At 64.4% G+C, this 21609-nt stretch carries 24 protein-coding genes and 2 pseudogenes; 11 read left to right on the forward strand and 15 right to left on the reverse strand.

The genetic code is table 11. The features are described 5' to 3' along the window. Positions 1-235: 235 nt before the first annotated feature. Entirely contained in the window at positions 236-514 is a 279-nt protein-coding gene (locus ACZYVJ_RS00960; protein WP_463829286.1) for a hypothetical protein, read from the forward strand. On the opposite strand, the gene ACZYVJ_RS00965 is transcribed toward ACZYVJ_RS00960, so the two are convergent. From ACZYVJ_RS00965 to ACZYVJ_RS00995, 7 genes and pseudogenes are all read right to left on the reverse strand, one after another. Further along, positions 504-1721: a cytochrome P450 gene (locus ACZYVJ_RS00965; protein ID WP_085181871.1), complete on the reverse strand. Its 1218-nt coding sequence runs from the start codon at positions 1719-1721 to the stop codon at positions 504-506. The genes ACZYVJ_RS00960 and ACZYVJ_RS00965 overlap by 11 nt on opposite strands. 6 nt (positions 1722-1727) lie before the next feature. Continuing rightward, on the reverse strand, positions 1728-2996 hold the full coding sequence (locus ACZYVJ_RS00970) for a cytochrome P450 (RefSeq protein ID WP_463829287.1): 1269 nt from the start codon (positions 2994-2996) through the stop codon (positions 1728-1730). 28 nt (positions 2997-3024) lie between these two features. Beyond that, positions 3025-3936 (reverse strand): SDR family NAD(P)-dependent oxidoreductase, encoded by a 912-nt coding sequence (locus ACZYVJ_RS00975; RefSeq protein WP_463829288.1) that lies wholly within the window; start codon positions 3934-3936, stop codon positions 3025-3027. A gap of 158 nt (positions 3937-4094) precedes the next feature. Beyond that, entirely contained in the window at positions 4095-5303 is a 1209-nt protein-coding gene (locus tag ACZYVJ_RS00980) for a cytochrome P450 (RefSeq protein ID WP_024636719.1), read from the reverse strand. 13 nt (positions 5304-5316) lie between these two features. Continuing rightward, positions 5317-5532 (reverse strand): annotated as a pseudogene (locus tag ACZYVJ_RS00985) (aldehyde dehydrogenase family protein); the annotation flags it as partial. Between the two features lie 54 nt (positions 5533-5586). After that, positions 5587-6495, reverse strand: a complete 909-nt coding sequence (locus ACZYVJ_RS00990) for an SDR family oxidoreductase (RefSeq protein ID WP_050584506.1) — start codon at positions 6493-6495, stop codon at positions 5587-5589. 262 nt (positions 6496-6757) lie between these two features. Then, positions 6758-7732 (reverse strand): oxygenase MpaB family protein, encoded by a 975-nt coding sequence (locus ACZYVJ_RS00995; RefSeq protein WP_080671407.1) that lies wholly within the window; start codon positions 7730-7732, stop codon positions 6758-6760. Between the two features lie 115 nt (positions 7733-7847). On the opposite strand from ACZYVJ_RS00995, the gene ACZYVJ_RS01000 reads away from it, so the two are divergent. Beyond that, the gene (locus tag ACZYVJ_RS01000; protein ID WP_463829289.1) at positions 7848-8510 is read left to right on the forward strand and encodes a TetR/AcrR family transcriptional regulator; all 663 of its coding nucleotides are present in this window, start codon (positions 7848-7850) and stop codon (positions 8508-8510) included. Between the two features lie 4 nt (positions 8511-8514). Here ACZYVJ_RS01000 and ACZYVJ_RS01005 read toward each other — a convergent pair whose 3' ends face one another. Then, positions 8515-8925: a limonene-1,2-epoxide hydrolase family protein gene (locus ACZYVJ_RS01005; RefSeq protein WP_463829290.1), complete on the reverse strand. Its 411-nt coding sequence runs from the start codon at positions 8923-8925 to the stop codon at positions 8515-8517. Positions 8926-9015: 90 nt separating this feature from the next. Between ACZYVJ_RS01005 and ACZYVJ_RS01010 the strand changes: the two genes are divergently transcribed. The 3 genes from ACZYVJ_RS01010 (at position 9016) to ACZYVJ_RS01020 (ending at position 11524) form a co-directional block, all read left to right on the forward strand. Next, positions 9016-9666 (forward strand): TetR/AcrR family transcriptional regulator, encoded by a 651-nt coding sequence (locus ACZYVJ_RS01010; protein WP_463829291.1) that lies wholly within the window; start codon positions 9016-9018, stop codon positions 9664-9666. A gap of 77 nt (positions 9667-9743) precedes the next feature. Further along, positions 9744-10580 (forward strand): alpha/beta fold hydrolase, encoded by an 837-nt coding sequence (locus ACZYVJ_RS01015; protein ID WP_463829292.1) that lies wholly within the window; start codon positions 9744-9746, stop codon positions 10578-10580. Next, on the forward strand, positions 10577-11524 hold the full coding sequence (locus ACZYVJ_RS01020; protein ID WP_463829293.1) for an SAM-dependent methyltransferase: 948 nt from the start codon (positions 10577-10579) through the stop codon (positions 11522-11524). The genes ACZYVJ_RS01015 and ACZYVJ_RS01020 overlap by 4 nt, the downstream gene beginning before the upstream one ends. 74 nt (positions 11525-11598) lie before the next feature. On the opposite strand, the gene ACZYVJ_RS01025 is transcribed toward ACZYVJ_RS01020, so the two are convergent. Next, positions 11599-12264, reverse strand: a complete 666-nt coding sequence (locus tag ACZYVJ_RS01025) for a TetR/AcrR family transcriptional regulator (protein WP_463829294.1) — start codon at positions 12262-12264, stop codon at positions 11599-11601. A gap of 241 nt (positions 12265-12505) precedes the next feature. Between ACZYVJ_RS01025 and ACZYVJ_RS01030 the strand changes: the two genes are divergently transcribed. The 4 genes and pseudogenes from ACZYVJ_RS01030 to ACZYVJ_RS01045 all read left to right on the forward strand — a co-directional run bounded on the left by ACZYVJ_RS01030 (position 12506) and on the right by ACZYVJ_RS01045 (position 16892). Continuing rightward, positions 12506-13291 carry a spirocyclase AveC family protein gene (locus ACZYVJ_RS01030; protein WP_463829295.1) on the forward strand — a complete coding sequence of 262 codons (786 nt, stop codon included), beginning with the start codon at positions 12506-12508 and terminating at the stop codon, positions 13289-13291. 97 nt (positions 13292-13388) lie between these two features. Continuing rightward, a complete protein-coding gene (locus tag ACZYVJ_RS01035) occupies positions 13389-14510 on the forward strand; it encodes a cytochrome P450 (protein ID WP_463832782.1) in 1122 nt (373 codons plus the stop codon). A gap of 534 nt (positions 14511-15044) precedes the next feature. After that, positions 15045-16085: an alpha/beta hydrolase gene (locus ACZYVJ_RS01040; protein WP_463829296.1), complete on the forward strand. Its 1041-nt coding sequence runs from the start codon at positions 15045-15047 to the stop codon at positions 16083-16085. A gap of 499 nt (positions 16086-16584) precedes the next feature. Continuing rightward, a pseudogene (locus tag ACZYVJ_RS01045) lies at positions 16585-16892 on the forward strand (WhiB family transcriptional regulator). A 103-nt stretch (positions 16893-16995) separates the two neighbouring features. On the opposite strand, the gene ACZYVJ_RS01050 reads toward ACZYVJ_RS01045, so the two are convergent. After that, positions 16996-17124: a hypothetical protein gene (locus ACZYVJ_RS01050; protein ID WP_463829298.1), complete on the reverse strand. Its 129-nt coding sequence runs from the start codon at positions 17122-17124 to the stop codon at positions 16996-16998. Between the two features lie 110 nt (positions 17125-17234). Between ACZYVJ_RS01050 and ACZYVJ_RS01055 the strand changes: the two genes are divergently transcribed. Next, positions 17235-17570 (forward strand): hypothetical protein, encoded by a 336-nt coding sequence (locus ACZYVJ_RS01055; protein WP_463829299.1) that lies wholly within the window; start codon positions 17235-17237, stop codon positions 17568-17570. Positions 17571-17579: 9 nt separating this feature from the next. Here ACZYVJ_RS01055 and ACZYVJ_RS01060 read toward each other — a convergent pair whose 3' ends face one another. After that, positions 17580-18251: a DUF2510 domain-containing protein gene (locus tag ACZYVJ_RS01060; protein ID WP_463829300.1), complete on the reverse strand. Its 672-nt coding sequence runs from the start codon at positions 18249-18251 to the stop codon at positions 17580-17582. Positions 18252-18318: 67 nt separating this feature from the next. After that, the gene (locus ACZYVJ_RS01065) at positions 18319-18453 is read right to left on the reverse strand and encodes a hypothetical protein (RefSeq protein ID WP_281255197.1); all 135 of its coding nucleotides are present in this window, start codon (positions 18451-18453) and stop codon (positions 18319-18321) included. A 223-nt stretch (positions 18454-18676) separates the two neighbouring features. Between ACZYVJ_RS01065 and ACZYVJ_RS01070 the strand changes: the two genes are divergently transcribed. Next, positions 18677-18811 (forward strand): hypothetical protein, encoded by a 135-nt coding sequence (locus ACZYVJ_RS01070; RefSeq protein ID WP_463829301.1) that lies wholly within the window; start codon positions 18677-18679, stop codon positions 18809-18811. 33 nt (positions 18812-18844) lie between these two features. On the opposite strand, the gene ACZYVJ_RS01075 is transcribed toward ACZYVJ_RS01070, so the two are convergent. The 3 genes from ACZYVJ_RS01075 to ACZYVJ_RS01085 all read right to left on the reverse strand — a co-directional run bounded on the left by ACZYVJ_RS01075 (position 18845) and on the right by ACZYVJ_RS01085 (position 21568). Next, a complete protein-coding gene (locus ACZYVJ_RS01075) occupies positions 18845-19279 on the reverse strand; it encodes a DUF4383 domain-containing protein (RefSeq protein WP_463829302.1) in 435 nt (144 codons plus the stop codon). A 77-nt stretch (positions 19280-19356) separates the two neighbouring features. Beyond that, positions 19357-19935 carry a cyclic nucleotide-binding domain-containing protein gene (locus ACZYVJ_RS01080; protein ID WP_463829303.1) on the reverse strand — a complete coding sequence of 193 codons (579 nt, stop codon included), beginning with the start codon at positions 19933-19935 and terminating at the stop codon, positions 19357-19359. 76 nt (positions 19936-20011) lie between these two features. After that, on the reverse strand, positions 20012-21568 hold the full coding sequence (locus ACZYVJ_RS01085; protein WP_463829304.1) for a succinic semialdehyde dehydrogenase: 1557 nt from the start codon (positions 21566-21568) through the stop codon (positions 20012-20014). Between the last annotated feature and the right edge of the window lie 41 nt (positions 21569-21609).

Raw genomic sequence — 21609 nt, forward strand, 5'->3', positions numbered from 1 at the left:
CTCACTGGTCGCAATGGCAGTCACCGGTCTGCCCGTTTTACGCTGACTCCGCAATCGGAGTCATCCTCGTCATCCTCGTCCTGGTCACCGGCGCACTGACCCTCTTGCCGGCATTGTTGCTGGTCGTCCTGGGCGACCGGCTGGACAGAGGGAGGAGGCTTCACCCAGCTCCAAACGATTGGCAGACAACGGTAGTCGATGGGAACGTTGGGCGCGTGCGGTGATGAGACGCCCGGTGCCGGTTCTTGTGGCCTGCACACTGATCCTGTGGGTGGCCGCGATCATGGTGGCAATTTTCAGATCTTTCTGCCTGGACAGAATCCCGGAGATGAAACAGATCGGATTCGGACTCGCTGTTGCGGTGCTGTTTGACGCCACACTCATCCGCGTCACCCTTGTGCCTGCCTTCATTGAAAATCACCGGGAACTGGAACTGGTGGATCCCACGCCGCCTGGACCGGCTGCTACCCGAACTCCAGCACGGATGAGCTCCCGAACGCGTTTTACCACGTGACGGGCAGCTCATTCATACCGTAGATGCCGGACTCGGCTTTGAACGTGAGATCGGCTGACGGTACGGCTAATTGCAAGCTGGGCAGGCGCCTTGCCAGTGACGCAAACGCTACCTGCATTTCGACTCGCGCAAGGTTCTGCCCGATGCATTGATGAACTCCGTAGCCAAAACCGAGGTGTCCCCGCGTCTTTCGCTCGACATCGAACTGATCGGGATCGCTGGCGAAAGTATCATCCCAGTTGCCGGCCGGCAGGTTCATCAACAGCCTTTCTCCCGCACGCACGAGTTGGCCACCGATTACGAGGTCTTGGGTAGCCACCCGGTCGACTTGACTCTGCACGATGGTGAGATACCGCATCAGCTCTTCAACGATGTTGGCAACCAAAGAGTGATCGTCGGTTTGGCCCAGTCGATGAAACACCTCTGGCCGATCCAGCAGCGCAAGGGTACCCAACGCGATCATATTCGCCGTGGTTTCGTGACCCGCCTGCATCATGATCACGCCCGTCATGGCTGTGGTGTCTCGATCGAGTTGGCCGGTCATTACGTAATCGGTGACCAGGCGGCTGATCAGGTCGTCGCCGGGCTCGCGTTGCTTTCGCTGTGTCAACTCGTGAATGTAAAGGTACATTGCCGCAAATGCCTGCGAACGCTGCTCGTCGCTCACACTTGAGTCCAAGGTGATCGCGGTGTTGCGCTGAAAAAAATCGAGATCTTCCTCCGGGACGCCCAGCAGCAAAGCGATCACCAAAGACGGTACGGGCAACGCGAATTCGCGCACCAGATCCGATGGTGGCCCGGTGGCAATCATCGTATCCAGGCATTCATCGACCAGCTGTTGGATTTGTTGCCGACGCGATTCGCTGCGCCTGAAGGTGAATTGACTGGTCATCATCCGTCGGAGCCGATGATGTTCGGGGTCGTCGGTTCGCGCAAACATGACGGGTGTATTTTCGCGGCCCGCAGGCATGCGGGACCAATCGATCGTATCGGCCGAAAGTCGTTGATCGACTAACGCTTCCCGGATGTCGTGGTAGCGACTCACCACCCAGTGTGGTTGGCCTTGCCATGTCGCACGTCGCAGACCCGGCTCCTGGCGCCAGGTCGTGAATGCCGCAGGCGGCTCAAGCGGACACTGAACTGCGCGGGGGACCGGCATCACTGGCATATCGCCGCCGGAGGAGAGATCTGAGGTTTCCGAAGACATCGACGGTCAGTCCAGCGGGGTGAACTCTAAGTGAAGGTTGGTCAGACCGCGCAGGATGAAGGTGGGTTCATACCCGTAGTGGCGGGTGTCGGCGGGGCCGTGGCAGGCCTCGCTGATGCGGATGTCGGCCATCCGGTCAAAGATGCGGTTCAGTGAGATGCGGCCTTCGGCACGCGCGAGCGGCGCCCCTGGGCAGGAGTGATTGCCGCGGCCAAAGGCGATGTGTTCACGCACATTCGGGCGGTCCAGCCGAAATTCGTTGGGTGCGTCGAACTTTGCGGGGTCACGGTTGCATGCTCCAGGGAGCAGCATCATGGTGGTGCCGGCCGCGATCGGCACGCCGCCCACCGTGGTCGATTGCCGTGCCAGGCGGAAGTGGCTTTTCACCGGGCTTTCCATGCGCAGCGTTTCTTCCAGGAACACCGGGATGCGACTGCGGTCCTCGCGCAGCACCGTCTGAATGTCGGGGCGCTCCCCGAGAACGCGCAGCGCGAAGCTGAGAAGTTTCGTGGTGGTCTCCATGCCCGCCGAGAACAGGAACGTCGCCAGGTGCACGACATCCATCACCTCAGGTGTTGACCCGTCCGGGTACTTGGCTTGCGCCAGTTCAGTTAGCACGTCCTGGCGTGGCTGCGCACGGCGCTCGACGATGTAGCCGGCGAACTTCTCATCCAGCCACAGCAGCGGGTTGTGCGCTGGCGCGTCGTCGCCGAGAGCGCCGGGGACCTCGTCGTTGGCTGCCAGCGTCGCACGGAACATCTTGTGGTCGTCTTCGGGAACACCGAGCAGATCGGCGATCACCAGCAGCGAGAACGGTCGCGCGTAGTCCTCCAGGAACTCGCAGCTGCCGCGGGACACGAACTCGTCGAGTTGCTCGTCGGCCAAGCGCCACATGAAGTCTTCGTTCTCCGACAGGCGCTTGGGGGTCAGCAGACGGCTCAACAGCCCTCGGGTGTAGGCGTGCTCGGGGGGGTCTTGGGTGACGATGTGCTCGCTCATCGGGATCTGGTCGCGCTTTTCGGCGATCAGGGCGCTGATGTCATCGGTGTCGGTGTCGAAGGACACCCCGCCGTAAGGGCCGGCCACCGACACACACGCCGAAAAGGCGTTGTTCTTATAGACGGTGAGGGCTTCTTCGTGGCCGGTGACGGCCATCACCTGATGGTGCGGCTCGGCGGTCACCGGGCATTTGGCGCGTAGATGGTCGAAATACCCGTAGGGGTCGGGCACCAGCTCAGGGTCGGTGAAATAGTCGACCGAATCGAAGTCGTTCACAGCCAAATCTCCTCTTGCAGTGGGGCTGTCACAATGCGGGCGTGGCGGATTCGGTGACCGAGGCGTCGTGGAGGTTCATGACGTCGGCCAGGTTGTCGGCGATGTCTTCGGCGGTCAGCGCGTCCCTGGCGAATCCGGGTCCACGCACCACGGCGAGGCGCGCGACGCTGCCCATTCCAATCTGAAGAACCTCACCGTTGAGTGTGCACGAGTCGTGAGCCAGGAACACCGCTGCCGGCGCGCATAATTCGGGCGGCATGGCGGCGTTGATTTGGTCCATGACGTCGGTGGGTATGGACAGGTGCTCGGCCAGGGCGTGGGAGTGTGAGGCCGACATGCGGGTGAACGCGCGCGGCGCGATGGCGTTAACCGCGATGCCGTGCGCGGCTCCCTCGGTGGCCAGATTCCGGGTCAGTCCAAACACTGCACCCTTTGCTGCCCCGTAACTGCTCAATTCGGGGATACCGCCGAGCATGGCTTCAGAAACGGTGTTGACCACCCGGCCGTATCCGGCGCGGATGAAGTGCGGCCAGGCGGCGCGGGTGACAAGCACGGTGCCGACATAGTGAACGTCGATCATCGTGCGAAACTGGCTGACGGTCAGGTCTTGGAACGGGGCGGGATCGTGGATGCCGGCGTTGTTGACGATCGCGTCCAGCCGCCCAAACTGTTGGAGCGCGATGTCGATGATGTCGGCGGCGGCGCGTTCATCGGCGACCGAGGCAAAACAGGCGACGGCTTGGCCGCCGGAGGCGTTGATGTCCTCGGCGACCGCTTCGGCGGGCGCCCGAGAGTGACCGCCGCCGTCGATGTCGGCGCCGCTATCGACGACAACCACGCGTGCTCCCTTGGCGGCCAACAGCAGTGCGTGGCTTCGTCCGACCCCCCGGCCCGCGCCGGTGACCACGACGACCCGGTCATCGAAGCGTAGTTCGGTCACGACCCCCTCCTGTCTGCGATTGTGCGGTTCGGGGCGACTGCGCCCACGTGGCAGACCGGTCCACCGCAGGCGATTCGGGGCAGCGCCGCAGTAAGCGGTGCTGCGGCCGCCCGCCGTGCATCATCGCGTCGACCCGTCGTGGAACCCACCGCCACCTCTTAGGTGTCGGCGCCGAACCGGACCGGCAGCGACGTCGGCGATCGGAACACCTGCCCGCGGATGTGGGGATCGTTGCCGTCGGGGTCCAGCCGCAGGTTGGGAAGGCGGTCCAATAAGAGATTGACCGCAACGCGCATCTCCATGCGGGCCAGGTGCATTCCCAGGCAGACGTGCGGACCGTGACCCCACGAGATCGGGGTCCTGGGTTGACGGAACAGGTCGAACCGGTCGGGGTCGGGGTAGCGGTTCTCGTCGCGGTTGGCGGCACCGAGCATCGGCATCACCGAGGACCCGGCGGGGATGGGCACCCCGGCCAGTTCGGTGTCGCGGGTGGCCACACGCGTGATCGACAGCAGCGGCGCCTCCCACCGCACGGCCTCTTCAATGGCTGCTGACAGCAGTGTGCGGTCGTCGCGCACGGCGTCGAGCTGATCGGGGTTGGACAGCAGCCCGAACAGCAGGTTGCCCAGTGAGCGGTACGTGGTTTCCACCCCGGCGGGCAACAACAGATGCAGGAAGCAAAAGATTTCCTCATCGGAGAGTTTCTCTCCGTCGATCTCGGCGGCGGCCAGGCCGCTGGTGAGATCGTCGCGGGGCTGCTCGCGGCGGGCCGCAAGGATCGGCACCAGGTAGTCACCCAGCGCCTTGGTGGCTTCGGCGGCGCGCTCGGGATTGACCCCTACTGACAGGAGCGAAATGGACCACCGCTGAAACTGTGGATAGTCCTTTTGGGGTAGGCCCAGCAGGCCGGCGATGACTCGGCTGGGGTAGGGAAAGGTGAATTCCTTCACCAGATCTGCGCTGCCGCGATCGGCGAACGTGTCGATCAGCTCGTTGCCGACTCGGCCGGCAAGATCGGTTTCCCAGCGCGCCAGCGCTTTGGGGGAGAAGGCCTTGGAGACCAGTGCGCGGTGGCGGCCGTGCTCGGGCTCGTCCATGCCGACCATGACGTGTTTGCCGATCCCGAAGAAGTCCTTGATGATGGCCGAGGAGAAGGTTTCGTTGTCGCGCAACAGTTCCTGAATGTCCTCGTGGCGGTACACCATGAAGACCGGTTTGCCCTCCTCGCCGGGCATGACCGAAAAGTCGAGGCGCTGAATGGGTTCGGTGCGCCGCATCCGCGACAGTTCGGTATAGGGGTCGCGGACGTCGCCGGCCACGGCGTCATCGAAAGACCCGAAGTCCTCCAGATCATCGAATAATTGCATGCGCTAAAACCTTTCAGCTGGCTGGGTACGCGACGGACTTCACCTCGGTGGACTGGTCGAACCCGGCGACACCGTTATGGCGGCCGACACCGCTGGCCTTGAAACCCCCGAACGGGGTGTCGGCGCCGTATCCGACCGTGCCGTTGAGTCCGATGAACCCGGTGCGCAGCCGCCGCGCCACGGCCAGTGACTGTTCCAGTGATCCCGACATCACGTTGCCGGCTTGGCCGTCGACCAGCTGTCGTCGATGAGCATCCGCGACTCAGACCGACCGGTAACTGCCTCAGACACGGTTCTCGCTTTCCGGGCGTGGCGCTGCGCTCGTGGCCTTGGCGGCGCCGTGCCGTGGAAGGCCCATGGCGATGCGGATGATCTGGTGCATCGCCCTGGCGGGCAAAAGCCGGTTGAGGATGAGCAGCATTTTGGCGTCGACGCCGACGGCGTGCCGGGCGTAGGGCGCAGTATCGTCGAGGGCTTTGGCCAGTGCGTGCGCGAAACGTCTGGGCGGGCTGGCCATCCGGATGGCCAGTCGGCCCCGCCGCTCGATGGTGGTGGTCAAGGCGCTGTAGGGTCCGCTGAAGTCGCGGTGGTCCTGCACCCCGGCGTCGGTGATGATGTCGGTGTCAAACACCCCGGTCACCAGGACGCTGACGCCCAGCCCGAACGGCGCGATCTCGGCGGCCAGGGCTTCAGCCCACCGCTCAGATCCGGCCTTGGACGCCGAGTACGACGCCGTGCAGGGCATCCCGCGGACACCGTTTTCGCTGGCGATCACCACGATGCGGCCGCGTCCGGTGGCGCGCATCGAGGGCAGCAGCGCGTTGGTCAGTGCCACCGGCCCGAACAGGTTGGTGGCGAACAGCTGCTGCCACACGTCGAGGTCGAGTTCTTCGACGCAGCCCACCGCGGTGATCCCGGCGTTGTGCACCACAGCATCAGGGGCTCCAACCGCCTCGAGGATGGCCTTGGCTGCGTTCGTGATCGATGCCGGATCGGTGAGATCGAGTTGCACGCCGATCAACCGCGAACTGTCGGCGGGGGCCCCGGTGGCATCCAGTATGTTTTGCAGGCCGATCTCCGGTGTGCGCATCGCCGCGACGACTCGCCAGCCGGCCTTGTACAGGTGGGCCGCCGAGGCCAGCCCCAGCCCGCGCGAGGCCCCGGTGATGACGACGCTGCGGGACTTACCCATGGCTGACCTGCAGCGTGCAGCGTGGACTGTCAGAAACCGTATCGACGGCGCGATGGCTCTGCGATCGGCCCCGTATCCGCGTCGACCCCATCACTGCCCGGCACGGTCTCCGTTGGCCGGCCGTGTCATAGAAGCTCTGCACGCTGGTCACTTCGTGTCATCCCTTACTCCCGTAGCGCGGGTCGAATCGGAAAAGCTCGCCGTGAGCGTCTCCATCTCCACGACACTCCTTCGCGGCATGTCGGCTCTGCGTGAGACAACCTCAGCGACCGCAGGTTTGGGTGGCGCCGGGCACGAAGGACACCAGTCCGACACCCTGATACCGGGCGACGATGCGCTCGTACTGGCGGCGGTTGCGGGCCAAGGGTGTTTCGGTGATGCGGCGCGGCAGCCGACGGTAGGCCCCGCGCAGTACCCGGCTGAACACGAGAAATTCGATGTCGTGTCGGCGCGTCCAGGGCATCGGGACCAGGGCGCGGACTCTGGGGTGCATGATGCCGAATCCGAGGATGACCGCGATATGCCCGAAGATCGGGCCAAGAAGCGAATACAGCGGCGCGGTGATCGCCGGCATGTGCGCGGGCCGCCTTGGGTGCAGTGTGGCGGCCATGACGATGTCCAAAGCTTCGGTGTGGGTGAGCTTTTCGGCGGCAACATGATCGTAGTAGGCGCACAGCTGTGGATAGCTGGTCGGAAGTTCACGCGTCCGGCCGGGCATCTGCAAGTCGGCGGTGAGTGCTCGGTAGCGGTCCCAGACGGCCTGATCGCCCGTGTCGTCGAGCTGTTCACCGGTCAGCGCGATGAAGGCGCCGCGGTGCATGAAGAAGATGCTGATCAGATTCCAGTTCCAGGCCTCGGGGTTGAGCCCGCTGTACCGGATCCCCTCGGGTGTCACGCCTTTGATGTCGCGGTGCAGCCGCACCAGGCGTTGCATCTCTTCGCGGCGATGGGCGCCGTTCGCCAGCAACGCCACTTGGTCTGACGCCGCCGTGCGCCGTGCCCGCCCATACGGGTTGTCGCGGATGCGGGCGGTGTGAACCAGAGAAGCTGACACCATCGGCAGCATCATCTCGTCGAACAGGGCCGGGGAGAACAGTGCCAGCAACCGGGTTCCCATGATGCGTTCGAAACGGTCGGCCACCGAGGCGGTTGGCGCGTCAGCAAGACACGACGCCGCGGGGTGGTCGTGGATCGGTGCTGATGACGCGATCAACACGTCAGGTGATTCAACCGACATGAGACCTCTCCCTCAGATCTGGGCAGATCTGGCGCAGCGCGACACCAGAATATATTCTGGTGTCAGATTGCACCAAACAGTCCGAAGGGTCAAGGGCTCTGGGATACTTTTTGCGATGACTTCTGTTGCGCGCTCTTACGGTGGCGTCACTGCCGAGCGGCGTCGCGCCACCCGGCGTGCGGCGCTGCTGGAGGCGGCCCTGGACCTCTTCGCTGAAGACGGTGCGCGCGCGGTGTCCAAGCGTGCGGTGTGTTCACGCGCGCGACTCAACGACCGATATTTCTACGAGCACTTCACCGATTCCGACGCACTGCTAGAAGCCATGGTCAGGGATCAGACCACTGCCGGGCTGGAGGCAGTCGGCGCCGCCGCCCATGGTGTCGGTTCCGATGTCGGCGCGCAGATCCGCGCCACCGCTGCTGGGTCGCTGGTATTTCTCACTGCCGATCCGCGCCGTGGCCAATTGCTGTTGCGCTCGCACACCTCCGACGTGATGCAGCGTGCGCGCGTGGACAGCACTCGGGCGATCGCCAACGCGATGACCGCGATGCTCACCGATACGGCCACCACTGGACCTGCTAGCCGGCTGGACATCGAGATGGCGTCGTTTGCGTTGGTCAGCGGTGCGATGGAAGTGATCGCCGGCTGGCTGCGCGGTGATTTCGCCACCGACCAAGATCACGTCGCTGACACCGTTGCCGGGCTGTTACTGGCCATCCCCGACATCGCGGCCGCGTTGCCAGCCGTATCGGCGAACAGCATTCCACTTCGCCGGTGAGCTGTTAGGCGGTGGGCACCAGCGCCGAGATGTCCTCGCCTTGCAGGATTTTGACGGTCAGGTTGACGTCGAAGTAGTCGGTCCAGCGGGTGATTGTGCCGTCCTCGTCGACCACGAATGTTCCCATCACCGGCACGCCCGGTTTGGATCCGTCGGGGGCCTGAATGTAATCGAGTCGTTCGGTGAGCACGGTCGGACCGTCGTGGGCGATGTTGACGATCTCAAACGCGTAGGCGTCGGGAAACATGGAGAACTGGGCGGCCATGTTTTCCACGATGGCGTCGGCGCCCACGGTGGCGGGCATGCCGACGTTCTGATATACCGCACCGTCGGCCAACAGCGGGCGCAGCGCCTCGGCGTCGCGTTTTTCCATCAGCGCGCAGAACTGGCGGACGACATCGACGGGATGAGGCATCAGCAACCTCCGGTGAGCCAGGGAGCGGACAAACGGTGTTTAGGTGCAGACAGTAGGTCACCTACAACCAGTATGCAATAGGCTGGTGGCATGGCCGCTGGTCGGGAACGTTTCGACACCAAGGCGCGGCGCACCGCGCAGGCTGAGGCCACCCGTGCAGCGTTGATCGAGACTGCGCGTGAACTTTTCGTCGAGAAGGGCTACCACGACACCGGGACCGAGGAGATCGTGCTGGCCGCCGGTGTGGGGACGCGCGGAGCGTTGTATCACCACTTCACCGATAAGAAGGCGCTGTTTGAGGCCGTCTTCCTGACCGTCGAAGAAGAACTCGTGATGGCGGCAGCCCAAAACCTCACCGGCGATGCGGATCTGTCGGCGCTGGACGTGCTGCGACGTGGCCTGCTGGGCTTCCTCGACGCCTCTTTGACCAAGCCCGTGCAACGGATCCTGCTCATCGACGGACCGGTGGTGCTGGGCTGGCAGCGCTGGCGAGAGCTGGAAAGCCGCTACGGCCTGGGCGCTATTCACGCCATGCTGCAACGCGCCGCCGACGAGGGCGACCTCGCCGCGGCACCGTCGATCGACGTGCTCGCGCATCTGCTGCTCGCGGCCGCCGACGAGGCCGCGCTGTTCATCGCCAACGCCACCGATCAGGTCGCAGCGCGCGATCGAGCGGTGCACACCCTGGATGCACTCGTCGAAGGGTTGCGCAACACCGACCGCGCGACCGCGAATGATTGACCCACATACAGCCTGTATGTAGGCTCGCACGTCACGCGGCAGATCTCATGGAAGAAGCTGCCGTCAAAGGAGGCGTGATGGGCAACAGCTGCACCGTGGATGGCGCAGTCGTCGACTTCACCGACACCGGATCGGGGCCAGTCGTGGTGTTCGTGCACGGCGTTTACGTCAGCGGGGCGATTTGGCAGCGGGTGGTCGCAGCACTGGGGGAGCGGGTGCGCTGCATCGTGCCGACCTGGCCGCTGGGTGCCCATCTGCCGGTCGCCCGTGATGTCGACCTGGGCGCCGGCGCCGCGGCGAGGCGCATCGTGGCCTTTCTCGACCAGCTCGACCTGCACGATGTCACGGTGGTGGCCAACGACACCGGCGGCGGGCTGGTGCTGGCCGCGCTGGGCGACCCCTCGCTGGACGTGTCGCGCATCGCCAGCCTGGTCTTCACTAACGGTGACAGCTACGAGCACTTCCCGCCTGGCCAGTTCAAGCTCGTCGTGCAGTTGTGCCGACGAAGTCCCGCGGTGGGCCGAGCGGTGCTCGCCATGCTGGCCAGCCCGGTGGGTCAGAAGGTGTTCCTGCGGGCGGTGTGTCGCACGCGACTGTCAGCGGGAGAACGCGCCGAGCTGTTCGGTGCCTTCCTGACCAACAAGTCCACGCGTGCGCAAGCCGCCACCGTCACCGCGTCGTTGGATCCGGCGCTGACCCTGCGGGCGGCCGACGCGATCCACCGCTTCGACAAGCCGGTGGCCGTGGTGTGGGGCACCGAGGACAAATTGTTTCCCTTCTCCGATGCCGAGCGGCTCGCCCGTGATTTCCCCCGGGCCACGCTCATCACGATTCCGCGCAGTCTCGCTTACGTGATGATCGATGCACCCCAGGAGCTGGCCAGCGCCATCGTCGACCTCGCGGGCGCCTCATGACCGGCAACGACAGCTGGGATGTCACCACCAATCTCGGAACCACCGCGCTGGGGGTGGCGGCTCAGCGGGCCGCCGAGACAGCCCAGAATGATCCGCTGTTTCGTGACGAGTTCGCCGCTGTGCTGGTCGCGGCCGTCGAGGAGCCGGGTTGGCAGATGATGGCCTCCGGTGACCTGTCCTGGATGGGTCCCGAAGATGACGACGGCCGCCGGGCAGCCACGAGTGGGCGCGATTATGTCGCCAGCAGAACCGTGCACTTCGACGACTTCCTCGCCGCCGCCCCCACCGCGGGAATCCGTCAGGTGGTCATCCTCGCTGCCGGTCTGGATGCCCGGTCGTATCGCTTGAACAGCCTGTCCGGGGTGGTGGTCTACGAAGTGGATCAACCCAATGTCCTGGGTTTCAAGCACACCGTGTTGCGGGCTCATGGCGCGGTGCCGGTGGCGGATATGCGTGCGGTGCCGGTCGATCTTCGCGACGACGAGTGGCCCTCAGCGCTGAGCTCGGCGGGCTTTGATGCCTCGGCGTCCACGGCGTGGCTGGTCGAAGGGCTGCTTCCGTACCTGTCGTCTGCCGATCAGGAGCACCTCTTTGACCGGGTACTCGGGCTCAGCGCCGAGGGTAGCTGTATCGGAGCGGACGCCTATCCCAGTGCGTCGACTCATCTTGGTGAGGATCGGATGAGCAGCTGGCGGCAGGGGGCCGCTGAGATGCGCGACAAGATCGGCGTCGCCATGGACGTGGCGGCCTACATCAAGCACGAGGACCTCACCGACATTGCCGATTGGCTTGCGCGCCGCGGATGGATCGTCGGCGCCCTCGACAGCCGCGAGCTGATGGCGCGCCTCGGGCGCGCTCTGCCTGCCGACCTGATCGGTGTCCTTCCGATCAGCTCCCTGATCACCGCCACCATGCCTCCGGGATCTGCCCTGACCAGCCCATGACGTCTACAGCCGCATTTCGTGACTGGTCACCGCGGTGATTCATTCGGCATGTTCGGTCGCGCCGTTCTTGGCTTTCAGTCGCAGCGATGCAGGAAACCGTGCAGGATCGCTTGGACGAGTTCGTCGACGATCGCCTCACGGGAAGGCTGGTTGGCGCCGAAGAAGGTCGAGCGCAAAGCGACCATGCCGGCGATCGTTGCGACCGTGGTGTGCGCGGGCAGGTCGGGCCGGCCGGCCCGCAACCCGCGCAGACGCATGCCCTCAGCGCTGATCTGACCGAGCACGCCGAGCGCCCGGGTGATGTCGGCGATACCCGCGTCGGCGATCTCGTCCTCGCTGAGCGTCTCCGACGCGACGAGCGTCAGCAGAAGCCCTCGATGTTCGACGACCACGTCGTAGAGCTGTCCGACGAAATGTCTTGCCAATTCCTCTTCGTCGGTTTCGTCGGGGACCACTGATTGCCACGTTCGGCCGAATTCGTCGACGAAATCGGTGAACGGTAGGACGAGGGCTTCCCGGAACAGTCCGGCTTTTGAGCCGAAGTTGCGGAACAGCAGGTACTCGTTAACGTCAGCGGCTTCGGCGATCTCGCGTGTCGTGGTGCTGCGGTAGTCCTTGCGAGCGAACAGCTCACGCGCGGCATCAAGGAGAAGTCGGCGCGGTTCACCGCGGGGCCGGCGCAGGGCCTGTACCGGCGCATCTGCCGTTGCCCGATCCTTGGCGGAAGGTCGCTGGGGCACGGTTGTTCTCTCCTTGGACCGCGCTGAGCGGTTGACGGCATTCACGATAGTCGGCCTTGACCAACCGCCTTAGAATAGTGTCCACTATTAATGCGGTCGTGGTCCTGGTTTGGCGAAAGGGTGTGGGTGTGGGCGCAGTCATCATGCTCGGTACGCTGCTCGGGTTGATCATCGTGATCTTCGGGCTGGTCTGGTATTTCGACCCCGAAGCGCGCCGCCGTTCGGGTCAAGAAACCACGTCATGACGACCGAGCTGACGCCGTTGCTGACCGCGGCCAATGCCTTCGGCTGGCTGAGCGGCATCGGGTTCACCGTCACCGGGATCTACCTGAGCGTTCGCCGCCGCCGGTTGCACCCGCTGCTTCTTCTGTGCATCTCGGCGATCTCGTTCTCATGGATCGAAGCCCCGTATGACTGGGCGATGTATGCGCAATTTCCGCCGGCACTTCCACGCATGCCGTCGTGGTGGCCGTTGAACATGACCTGGGGTGGGCTGCCCTCGTCGGTGCCTCTGGGCTACATCGGTTACTTCTGCATTCCGGCCGTCGTCGGCGCCGCATTGGGGCAGCGGCTGAGCGCACGGTTCAACTGGCGCCGGCCGATCACGCTGCTGGCCGTGGGCCTGGCCGTCGGGATCTGCTGGGCGCTGCTGTTCAACGGGGGCCTGGGTGCCCGGATCGGCGTCTTCTACTACGCCTACGTGATCCCCGGACTGGGACTGTTTGAGGGGACCCTGCACCAGTACCCGATCTATGACGCCATCGCGATGGGTATTCAGATGATGGTCTTCACCTATCTGCTGGGCCGCACGGATGCGCAAGGCCGCAATGTCATCGAGATGTGGGCCGACCGGCTCTCGAAAACCAAGGTGCAGTCGGCAGTGCTGGCTGTCGTCGCGGTCATCGTCATCGGAAACGTCCTCTACGGCAGCCTTTTCGCCCCCCACCTCGTGACCAAACAGATGGGTTACGTGACCTCGGGTCCCGATGCGCAATTGTTCCCTGGCGTGCCGAACCAACTCAGGTAGTGAAAGAGGATCTGTGATCAGCAATCAAACCGCGGGGCTGTACTACGACCCGTTCGACTATGACATCGACGACGATCCGTATCCGGTGTGGAAGCGCATGCGCGCCGAAGCGCCACTGTACTTCAACGACAAGTACGGCTTTTATGCGTTGAGCCGCTACGACGATGTCGCGCAAGCGCTTCCGGACTGGCAGACCTATCGCTCCGGACGGGGCACTACCGCAGACATCTTGTTCAGCGGCCTCGAAGTGCCGCCAGGAATCCTGCTGTTCGAGGATCCTCCGCTGCACGACTTGCACCGTCGCCTCCTGTCACGCGTTTTCACCCCACGGCGCATGCTGGCCGTAGAAAGCCTGGTGCGTGACTTCTGTTCGCGCGCACTGGATCCGCTGCGCGACGCCGAGGGCTTCGACTTCGTCGCCGATCTCGGTGCAATCATGCCGATGCGCACCATCGGCTATCTGCTCGGCATCCCCGAAGAAGGCCAACAGCGCATCCGCGACCGCAACGACACTAGCATCACTGTTGGATCGCAGCATGAAGACACCGGCGGCGTCAGCGCGACCATCTTTGAGGACTCGATCGCATTGTTCGCCGAATACATCGAGTGGAGGGCAGCGCATCCTTCCGATGACTTGATGACAGAGCTGCTCAACGCGCAAGTCGAAGAACACGACGGATCCCGGCGTCCGCTCGAACGGACCGAAGTTCTGGCGTACACCGCGATGATCGCCGGCGCCGGCAACGAAACCACCGCCCGGCTGATTGGATTCATGGGTCAACTGCTCGGCGAGCACCCCGATCAACGACGCGAACTCGTCGCGGATCCGTCGCTGATCCCCCCGGCGGTTGAGGAGACGCTGCGCTACGAGCCGCCATCACCGGTGCAGGCGCGCTACGTCGCGCGCGACGTCGAGCTCTACGGTTACACCGTGACCGAGGGTTCCTACATGTTGCTACTCAACGGGTCAGCCAATCGTGATGAGACGCGCTTCAATGAACCCGACCGCTACGACATCCACCGGAAGGGCGGACATTTGAGCTTCGGACAGGGACTGCATTTCTGCCTCGGCTCAGCCCTAGCGCGACTCGAGGCACGAGTCGCGTTCGAAGAGGTCCTCAAGCGATGGAGCGACTGGACCGTCGACTACGACAACGCAAGCAGAGCCCACACCTCCAGCGTCCGAGGATGGGCACGCCTTCCGGTCACAACCGTTTAGCCCGCCCGCGCCGCGCTGCGCAGGCTTGAAACGGCGGCGGTCAACGGGGCGCGGATTCGCTCGTGCCCGAGCGCCTGGGGCCGACCATCGCACAGTGGATGAGTCTCACACCTAGAGGTTGCGGCTGCGGCCCGCCGACAAATTGGGCGGTTAGTAGGCACTGGCCCATATGTTATCGCCAGGCAGAGCGCCACAACAGCTGCCCGGTTCAATATGCTGCGTGGGCGATCGTGGCTGTGGATGCCACGTTGCGGCCCGCGCAGAAACCAAAGGATCAGTAAATACAGCCGCGAGCACGGTCGACCAAATATTTGTCCGCACTTATCCCCTCCGGGTCAGATATGACCATTGCAAACGGTATGAAGGGCTGAGGCCACCTGTTCTTGAACCAAATATATGTTCCGGTTACAGTGCCTGAGGAAGCCGAGAACAGGGCGGGCAATGACAGTGAAGCTTCGTTTACAGCCAGGGCTCCCCCGTAGTACGCCAGGGGACGCTACGGCACACAGGCAGCCCAACGGCCGCTCCGCCGCGATGACCAACACGGCGCTTCGTATCGGTGTCATGGTCATGCCATGGATTCCGCCGTGGCTCAAATGCCTCCTCGCTGGCCGTAGAAGGGTCACCATCGACGGCAACACCCTTGACAGCACGCTTCAATTAATACTGGCCGCCCAACGACGCACACGCACGGGCGGCCTGTCGGCTGCTGGCGATCCGGGAATCGCCCGCGCCCTGATGCGGAACTCGCACTCGGTGATGGGCACCCACGTCGCCGTCCCCACCACCGACCTCACGATTCCGGGACCCGACCGCCCCCTACGGACGCGACACTACCGACCGACCGTCGCGGGGCCAGCCCCACTGCTTGTCTTCTTCCACGGTGGTGGTTTTGTCGTCGGCGACATTGAATCCCACGACGGACTGTGCCGGATGATCTGCAAAGATGCCGCGATACATGTGTTGTCGGTGGACTACCGGCGCGCGCCTGAACACAAGGCCCCGGCCGCGGTCGATGACTGCGTCGCGGCCTATCGCTGGGCACTTGGACACGCCGCCGCACTTGGTGCCGACCCGGCCCGAATCGGCGTTGGCGGCGACAGCGCGGGCGGAAATCTAGCGGCGCTGGTCGCGCTGCGCAGCCGCGACGAAGGTGTTGGGCAACCGGCGCTGCAGGTGCTGCTCTATCCGACCCTCGACCTGTCCGCGGACACCCGGTCGCGCATCCTGTTCTCGGACGGATTCTTCCTCTCCAAGCAGGACATGGACTGGTTCAAAGAGTTGTATCTGGACGGCGCCGGCCTGGCAGCCGACGATGCGCGGGTATCGCCACTGAAGGCCGCCGACCTATCCGGCCTGGCACCGGCCCTGGTGCTCACCGCGGGATTCGATCCACTGCGCGACGAGGGAAACGAATACGCCACGGCATTACGCTCGGCCGGTGTCTGCGTAGACCACCGCCAGTTCGATGCTCTTACACACGGCTTTGCCAGTCTCGCCCCCTTCGGAGGCGGCAGCGCCGATGCTATCGCGGCCACCATCTCGGCCATCCGCGCCCACCTCAGCCGCGCCTGACCCGAAAAGCGGCAGCCGCATCATGCCAAAGGATCCCCGCCGCCCAGCACTGCAAAACACGACCTGGGGGTCAAGTGGTCGCAGGTTCAAATCCTGTCAGCCCGACCAACGTTTTCGCAGGTGGGCGCTCGAAGTTCAGGTCAACCCGTACGCCGGTGACGAGTTCAAGGCGAACCACTTGGTCGTGAGGGCTGAGACCAGTTTCGGTGTGGCCTGCCCCTATCAACATGCGGTTTGCAGTAGACCAGGGTCAGGCAACGTGGGCCGCGAACCGTGCACGTTTGGTCCACGGAGGACGCAAAGGTACGCGCGTACCAGAATTTGGTTGCGCAATCGATGCTGAATCGCATAATTTAAGTAATGCGGGTCAAGTCACACGTTCGGGCCGATGTGGCGCACATTCCAGCATCAGGGGAGGCGGTCGTAACGCTTTGCGGCCGGCTGGGACGAAGGATTGCTCGTGTCAGAAGAAAGACGGGCCACACGGCCCCTAAGACTCGTGCCCGCAACCAACATATCGGGCGCAGTGGCCGCGGACGATCGCGCCTGGGTCTCGAAGGCGCTGTGTAGGGGCACAAATCCCGACGCACTATTTGTGCGGGGGGCAAAACAACGCGAGGCTGCGGTTATCTGCCGTCGCTGTCCTGTGATGACAGAGTGCGGGGCCGAAGCGCTAGATAACCGGGTCGAGTTCGGGGTATGGGGCGGCATGACCGAGCGTCAGCGCAGGGCTCTGCTTAAGCGGCATCCCGAAGTCGTGTCGTGGTCAAATTTTTCGACACGCGCAATGCCCGCTCGGTCGGATAGCAGCTAGGGCCGCCGCTCCCGGAGAGAGTTCCAACCGCCGGCAATTCCTCCAATCCTGTTCAGCCCGACGCGTCTACGCGCGGAGACGCCGCGGCGCCGGTGATCAGCAGCCGACCGGGCCGCCGCCCGCCGGGCAGGTGGGTATGTCGACAATCGGTACGCAGCCTGCCGACGTCGTCGAGACGGCGAACGCGAGCAGCAGCGCAACCAGGATCTTCTTCCCCCTCGTCATGACTGAAAAGCGTACGTCCGGCCGGGATCCCCCGTGGCCGCGTCCGCAGGAATAAGTGCTCAGCAGGGGAGGGCAACCGCGCCACCCGACGCGATGAGACCATGGCCCCGATGACCACCCACACCTGCATGGGCTGCGGCCTGGAAACCCGCTACTCCTATTGGCGCAACTGCACTGGGTGTGGCTTAGAGACCCGCTGCTCGTACGACGAAGACTGGCCGGATCGCTATCAGCAGGCCGCGCAAGCATTCGCGGCGCTCGCGAGGATCGTCACTCTGATCGAGAAGCGTCCGACGGTCGCGTTGGCGTTGCTGGTGCCGGCCTCGCTGCTCGCCATGGCCGCAGTCGCGGCGTACCCACTGGTGTTCGTGCCATTGCTGATCCTGCTCACCGTGGCTATGGGGGCGGCCGTCCGCTACGAGGAAACCCGCACTCCACCGAAGTAGCAGACCGGTCTACTGCTGGAAGGCCGGAAGAATGAAGCCGTTGTCGCGAATCTCCCAGATGCTGGCTTTGCTGATGCCATCGAAGTTGATCTTGTCCAACGTCTCCCGTGAATAGGTGAGGTCGATGGCCACCTGGGTCGAGGTGTTGCCGTACGGGTCGGTCATCGGGAAGGTGCCCTGCACGTTCACCGCGGACGCGTCAGGGTAGGTCGCCCTCGCGTACTTGAGGATGTCGATGGTGTCCAGCCGGGCGCCGTCTCTGATCAGCTGCTCGGTGTAGTTGTCACGAATGGCGAATCGGGCGTTGACCACGTCGCCGTTCGGGCCCGCAGCGGTGGTGAAGGTGACGCCCTCCGGCTTCTTGGTGCCGGCCGGTGTGGACGGCGCCGCCTCGGTCGGTCCCGCCCCAACAGAACTGCTCGATGGGGCCGTGTGGCTGGCCTTCTTCGGGTCGAAGATCCAGCTTTTGCCCACGACGATCAGGAGGACCAGGAGGCACAGCGCCGCCAGCGCCAGGACCGCCTTCCCGGAGAGGCCTTTCTTCGGCGGCTCTGCGGAGAACGCCCACTCGCTGGTCCAGCTGGTGCCGTCGAAGTACCGCTGCAGTCCGTGGCCTACGGAGGGGTCGGGGTACCACCCCGGCGCGAAGTTCGGCGGGGGCGGCGCCTGTTCAGACGGCATCTATGCATTTTCGTCGTGCCAGAGACAGCCCGGCTACCCGCCCCAATGCCCGCTCAAGACGGACCATTCAGTCCTCGCGGTCCGGCTCGGTGAGTTCCGGCGCGTTCTCCCGGGTCGCCATTCCGCCTTCGCGCCCGTGATCCACCGGACCGGGGCGGCCGCCCTTGGGCTCGTCGTCGTCTCTCTCTGATTGCTTGGCCATCGCAACCTCCTTCGTCGACCGACGGATTACCGCAGCGTGCGATTCTGAAGACCCCGAGGACGCAAACTTCGACTGCGGTAAGCCGCTCCGCCAAGCCTAGCTCTGGACGTGTGTGACGGCGGCGGGCCCGCGACGCGCCGCAGATATGAATTCGAGATGGCCCCGGCGTGGCGGTTCGGCGTTCGCCGCGTCGGCGCGTCCGGTGCGGGCTATGAATCTGGGCGTGAGCACCCACCGTGTGAACCTGACCCCGCAGGAAAGCTCGTTGATCGGCGAGAGTCATCCCGAGGCCCTCATGCGCATGGACGAGACGAGGCACTGGCACGGGTCGGCGAGCGCCTTGGCGGCCATAGAGTAGCCACGGCTGGCGAGTAGATCCAAACCGCTTGCGTTACGGCGCTTTCCGGAGATCGGCGAGCGAGTTGCGAAGCCCACCATCCATCCGGATCTGGATGGCAGCGACCGCCACCATGATCGCGGCGGTCACCAAGTGCACTACCGCGTCAATCGTGTTGTTGGGAAAGGTGAACACGAACGCGACCTGATGCGAGAAGAACGCCCAAATGCCCGGCAGCGCACCGGCTATCGCGGCGAGCAGTAGATACAACACCGACCACGACTTGCGAATAGCGAAGACCAGCCCCGGAGCGAACAGCGCCAGACCGGCGACGGCGTGCCAGCCGTTGTAGTCCATGCCGAGCAGCTGCACGGTCGGCGCATTGGGCCCCGTCGCGAAGCTGGGATTGAGGATGAACCCGATCACGGCCTGAATGACATGGAAAACGCAGATGATCACCAGCCCGACCTGGGCGAAGCTCCACCTCACATTGCACCCCCTTGTGCGTGGCGAGATGGGCCGAATACTACGCCCGGTAGTAGATCAGGGTCAATGAAAGGCGGTGGCTAAGCTGTGCCGTCCCGTTCGATCCAACGGGTGAGCGCTTCTTCAAGCGCGGTCGCGACGTCCACACCGGCGCTGTCAGCGGCCTGCTCAAACCGCTCGATCAAGTCGGTGCGGACCGATGCGCCCAACCTGGAGAACGGTGGTTTCGGCTTTGGCGGCAGGTCTACGGGCACGTGTCGCGCGACAGACGCGTCAATGATTTCGCGAAGTGCCGGTAGGTCGTCGAGCAACGCGGCGAGATCGTCGCGTTCTATCCGCAACAACTCGGCAGGCCCCATCGTCGTCACGGTCGCGGAACGCAGTCTGCCACGCTGCAGCGCCGATTCGCCGATCACCTCGCCCGGCCCCAGCGCGGCGACGCGGTCCCTGCCGATGTACACGCCCACCTCTCCGCTGAGCAGGATGTAGCAGGAGTCCGACGGAGTCTGCTCATGAATCAGCGGCAAGGCTGCCGACGTCGCCGTGCGATGGGCTACCCGGGCGAGACGCTGCAATTGGGCATCCGAGAAGTTGTCGAATGTGGCGTACCCGCGTAGCCGCCGAGCGTCTTCCTCATATTGCTTCGCGTCGGCCTTCATAGCGGACTCCTGACGTGCGATGTGCCGCTGACATCGATGAGCGTAACGCGGATTTACGCCTGGCCGCCGGTGAAACTCATTTTCGACCGGGAAGCTTCGAGACCGTCCGCACGATCGGCAACAACGACTTCTGCCAGAGTTTCCCCGGAATGCCAAGGGGCGGATCGAGATTGAACACCCGTGCGGTCGCGATCGTCTGCGATTCGGTGTACTTCAGCAGTCCCTCGGGACCGTGCCGGCGGCCGACGCCGGACTGGCCCATCCCGCCCATCGGCGCGCTGAGGCTGCCCCACGCGAACGCGTAACCCTCGTTGACGTTCACCGTTCCCGACCGCAACCGCGCGGCGACCCGCTCGCCCTCGGCCGCCGACCCGGCCCACACGCTGGCGTTGAGCCCGTATTCGGTGTCGTTGGCCTTCTCGACGGCCTCCTCTACGTCGGCGACGGGATAGATCGAGACGACCGGTCCGAACGTCTCGTTGGCCGCGCATTCCATTTCCTGCGTGACGTCGGTCAGCACGGTCGGCTCGTAGAACAGCGGCCCGACGTCGGGCCGCGCCTTGCCGCCCGCAATCACCTTGGCGCCCTTGGCTTTCGCGTCGTCGACGTGGTCCGTGACGGTGTCGAGCTGGCCCGCGGAGATCAGGCTGCCCATATCGACCGAGAAGTCATATGCGGTGCCCAGCTTCATGTTTCGCACCGCGGCACCGAACTTGCCGATGAAATCGTCGGCGATGTCCTTCTCCACGTAGATCCGCTCGATGGAGATGCACAGCTGGCCCGCGTTCGAGAAGCACGCGCGGGTGGCCGCCTTGGCGGCCTTGTCCAGATTGGCGCCCCGCGTGACGATCATCGCGTTCTTGCCCCCGAGTTCAGCCGAGAAACCGATCAGCCGGCGGCCCGCGTGTTCGGCGAGCTGCCTGCCGGTGGCGGTCGAGCCGGTGAACATCAGGTAGTCGCAGTTGTCGATGATCGCGGTGCCGACCACCGAGCCCGGCCCGGGCACGATCGCATAGAGCGCCCGCGGCAGGCCGGCCTCATAGAGCAGCTCGGCGCACGCGAGCGCGCAGTACGGGGTCTGGCTGTCCGGCTTGAGCACCACCGCGTTACCCGCCAGCAGCGCCGGCACCGAGTCGGACACGGTCAGCGTCATGGGGTAGTTCCACGGCGAAATCACCCCGACCACGCCTTTGGGCTGGTAACCGACCGTGGTCTTGCCGATCCCGGGAAGCAGCGCGGGCACCGTGTGGGGCTTGAGCAGGTCCGCGGCAACGCTTGCGTAGTAGTTCGCGTTCGCCATCAGGTCGATGATTTCCTCCTGCGCCGCCCAACGGGCCTTACCGGCCTCGGCCTGCAGAAGATCCATCAGGAACTCGCGGTTCTTCACGACGAGGTCGCGATAGCGGGCGATGACCGCGACGCGCTCGGTGACCGGGCGGTTCGCCCAGGCGGCCTGGGCCGCGCGCGCTTCGGCGAACGCGGCTTCGACGTCTTCGGCCGTCCCGATCGGGATCGTGGTCAGCGGCCTGCCCGTGAAGACCTCATCGATCGTCCTGGTCTGACGTGCGGTGATGTCTTTGATCGCGGCGAGCTGACGCAAACGGTCGAAGACCTCGGCTGACGGTGCGGACATGTCATCACCTCTCGAATGGCATCCAAAGCACCAGACTATTG

The organism is Mycobacterium sp. IDUB_3, from assembly GCF_055419585.1.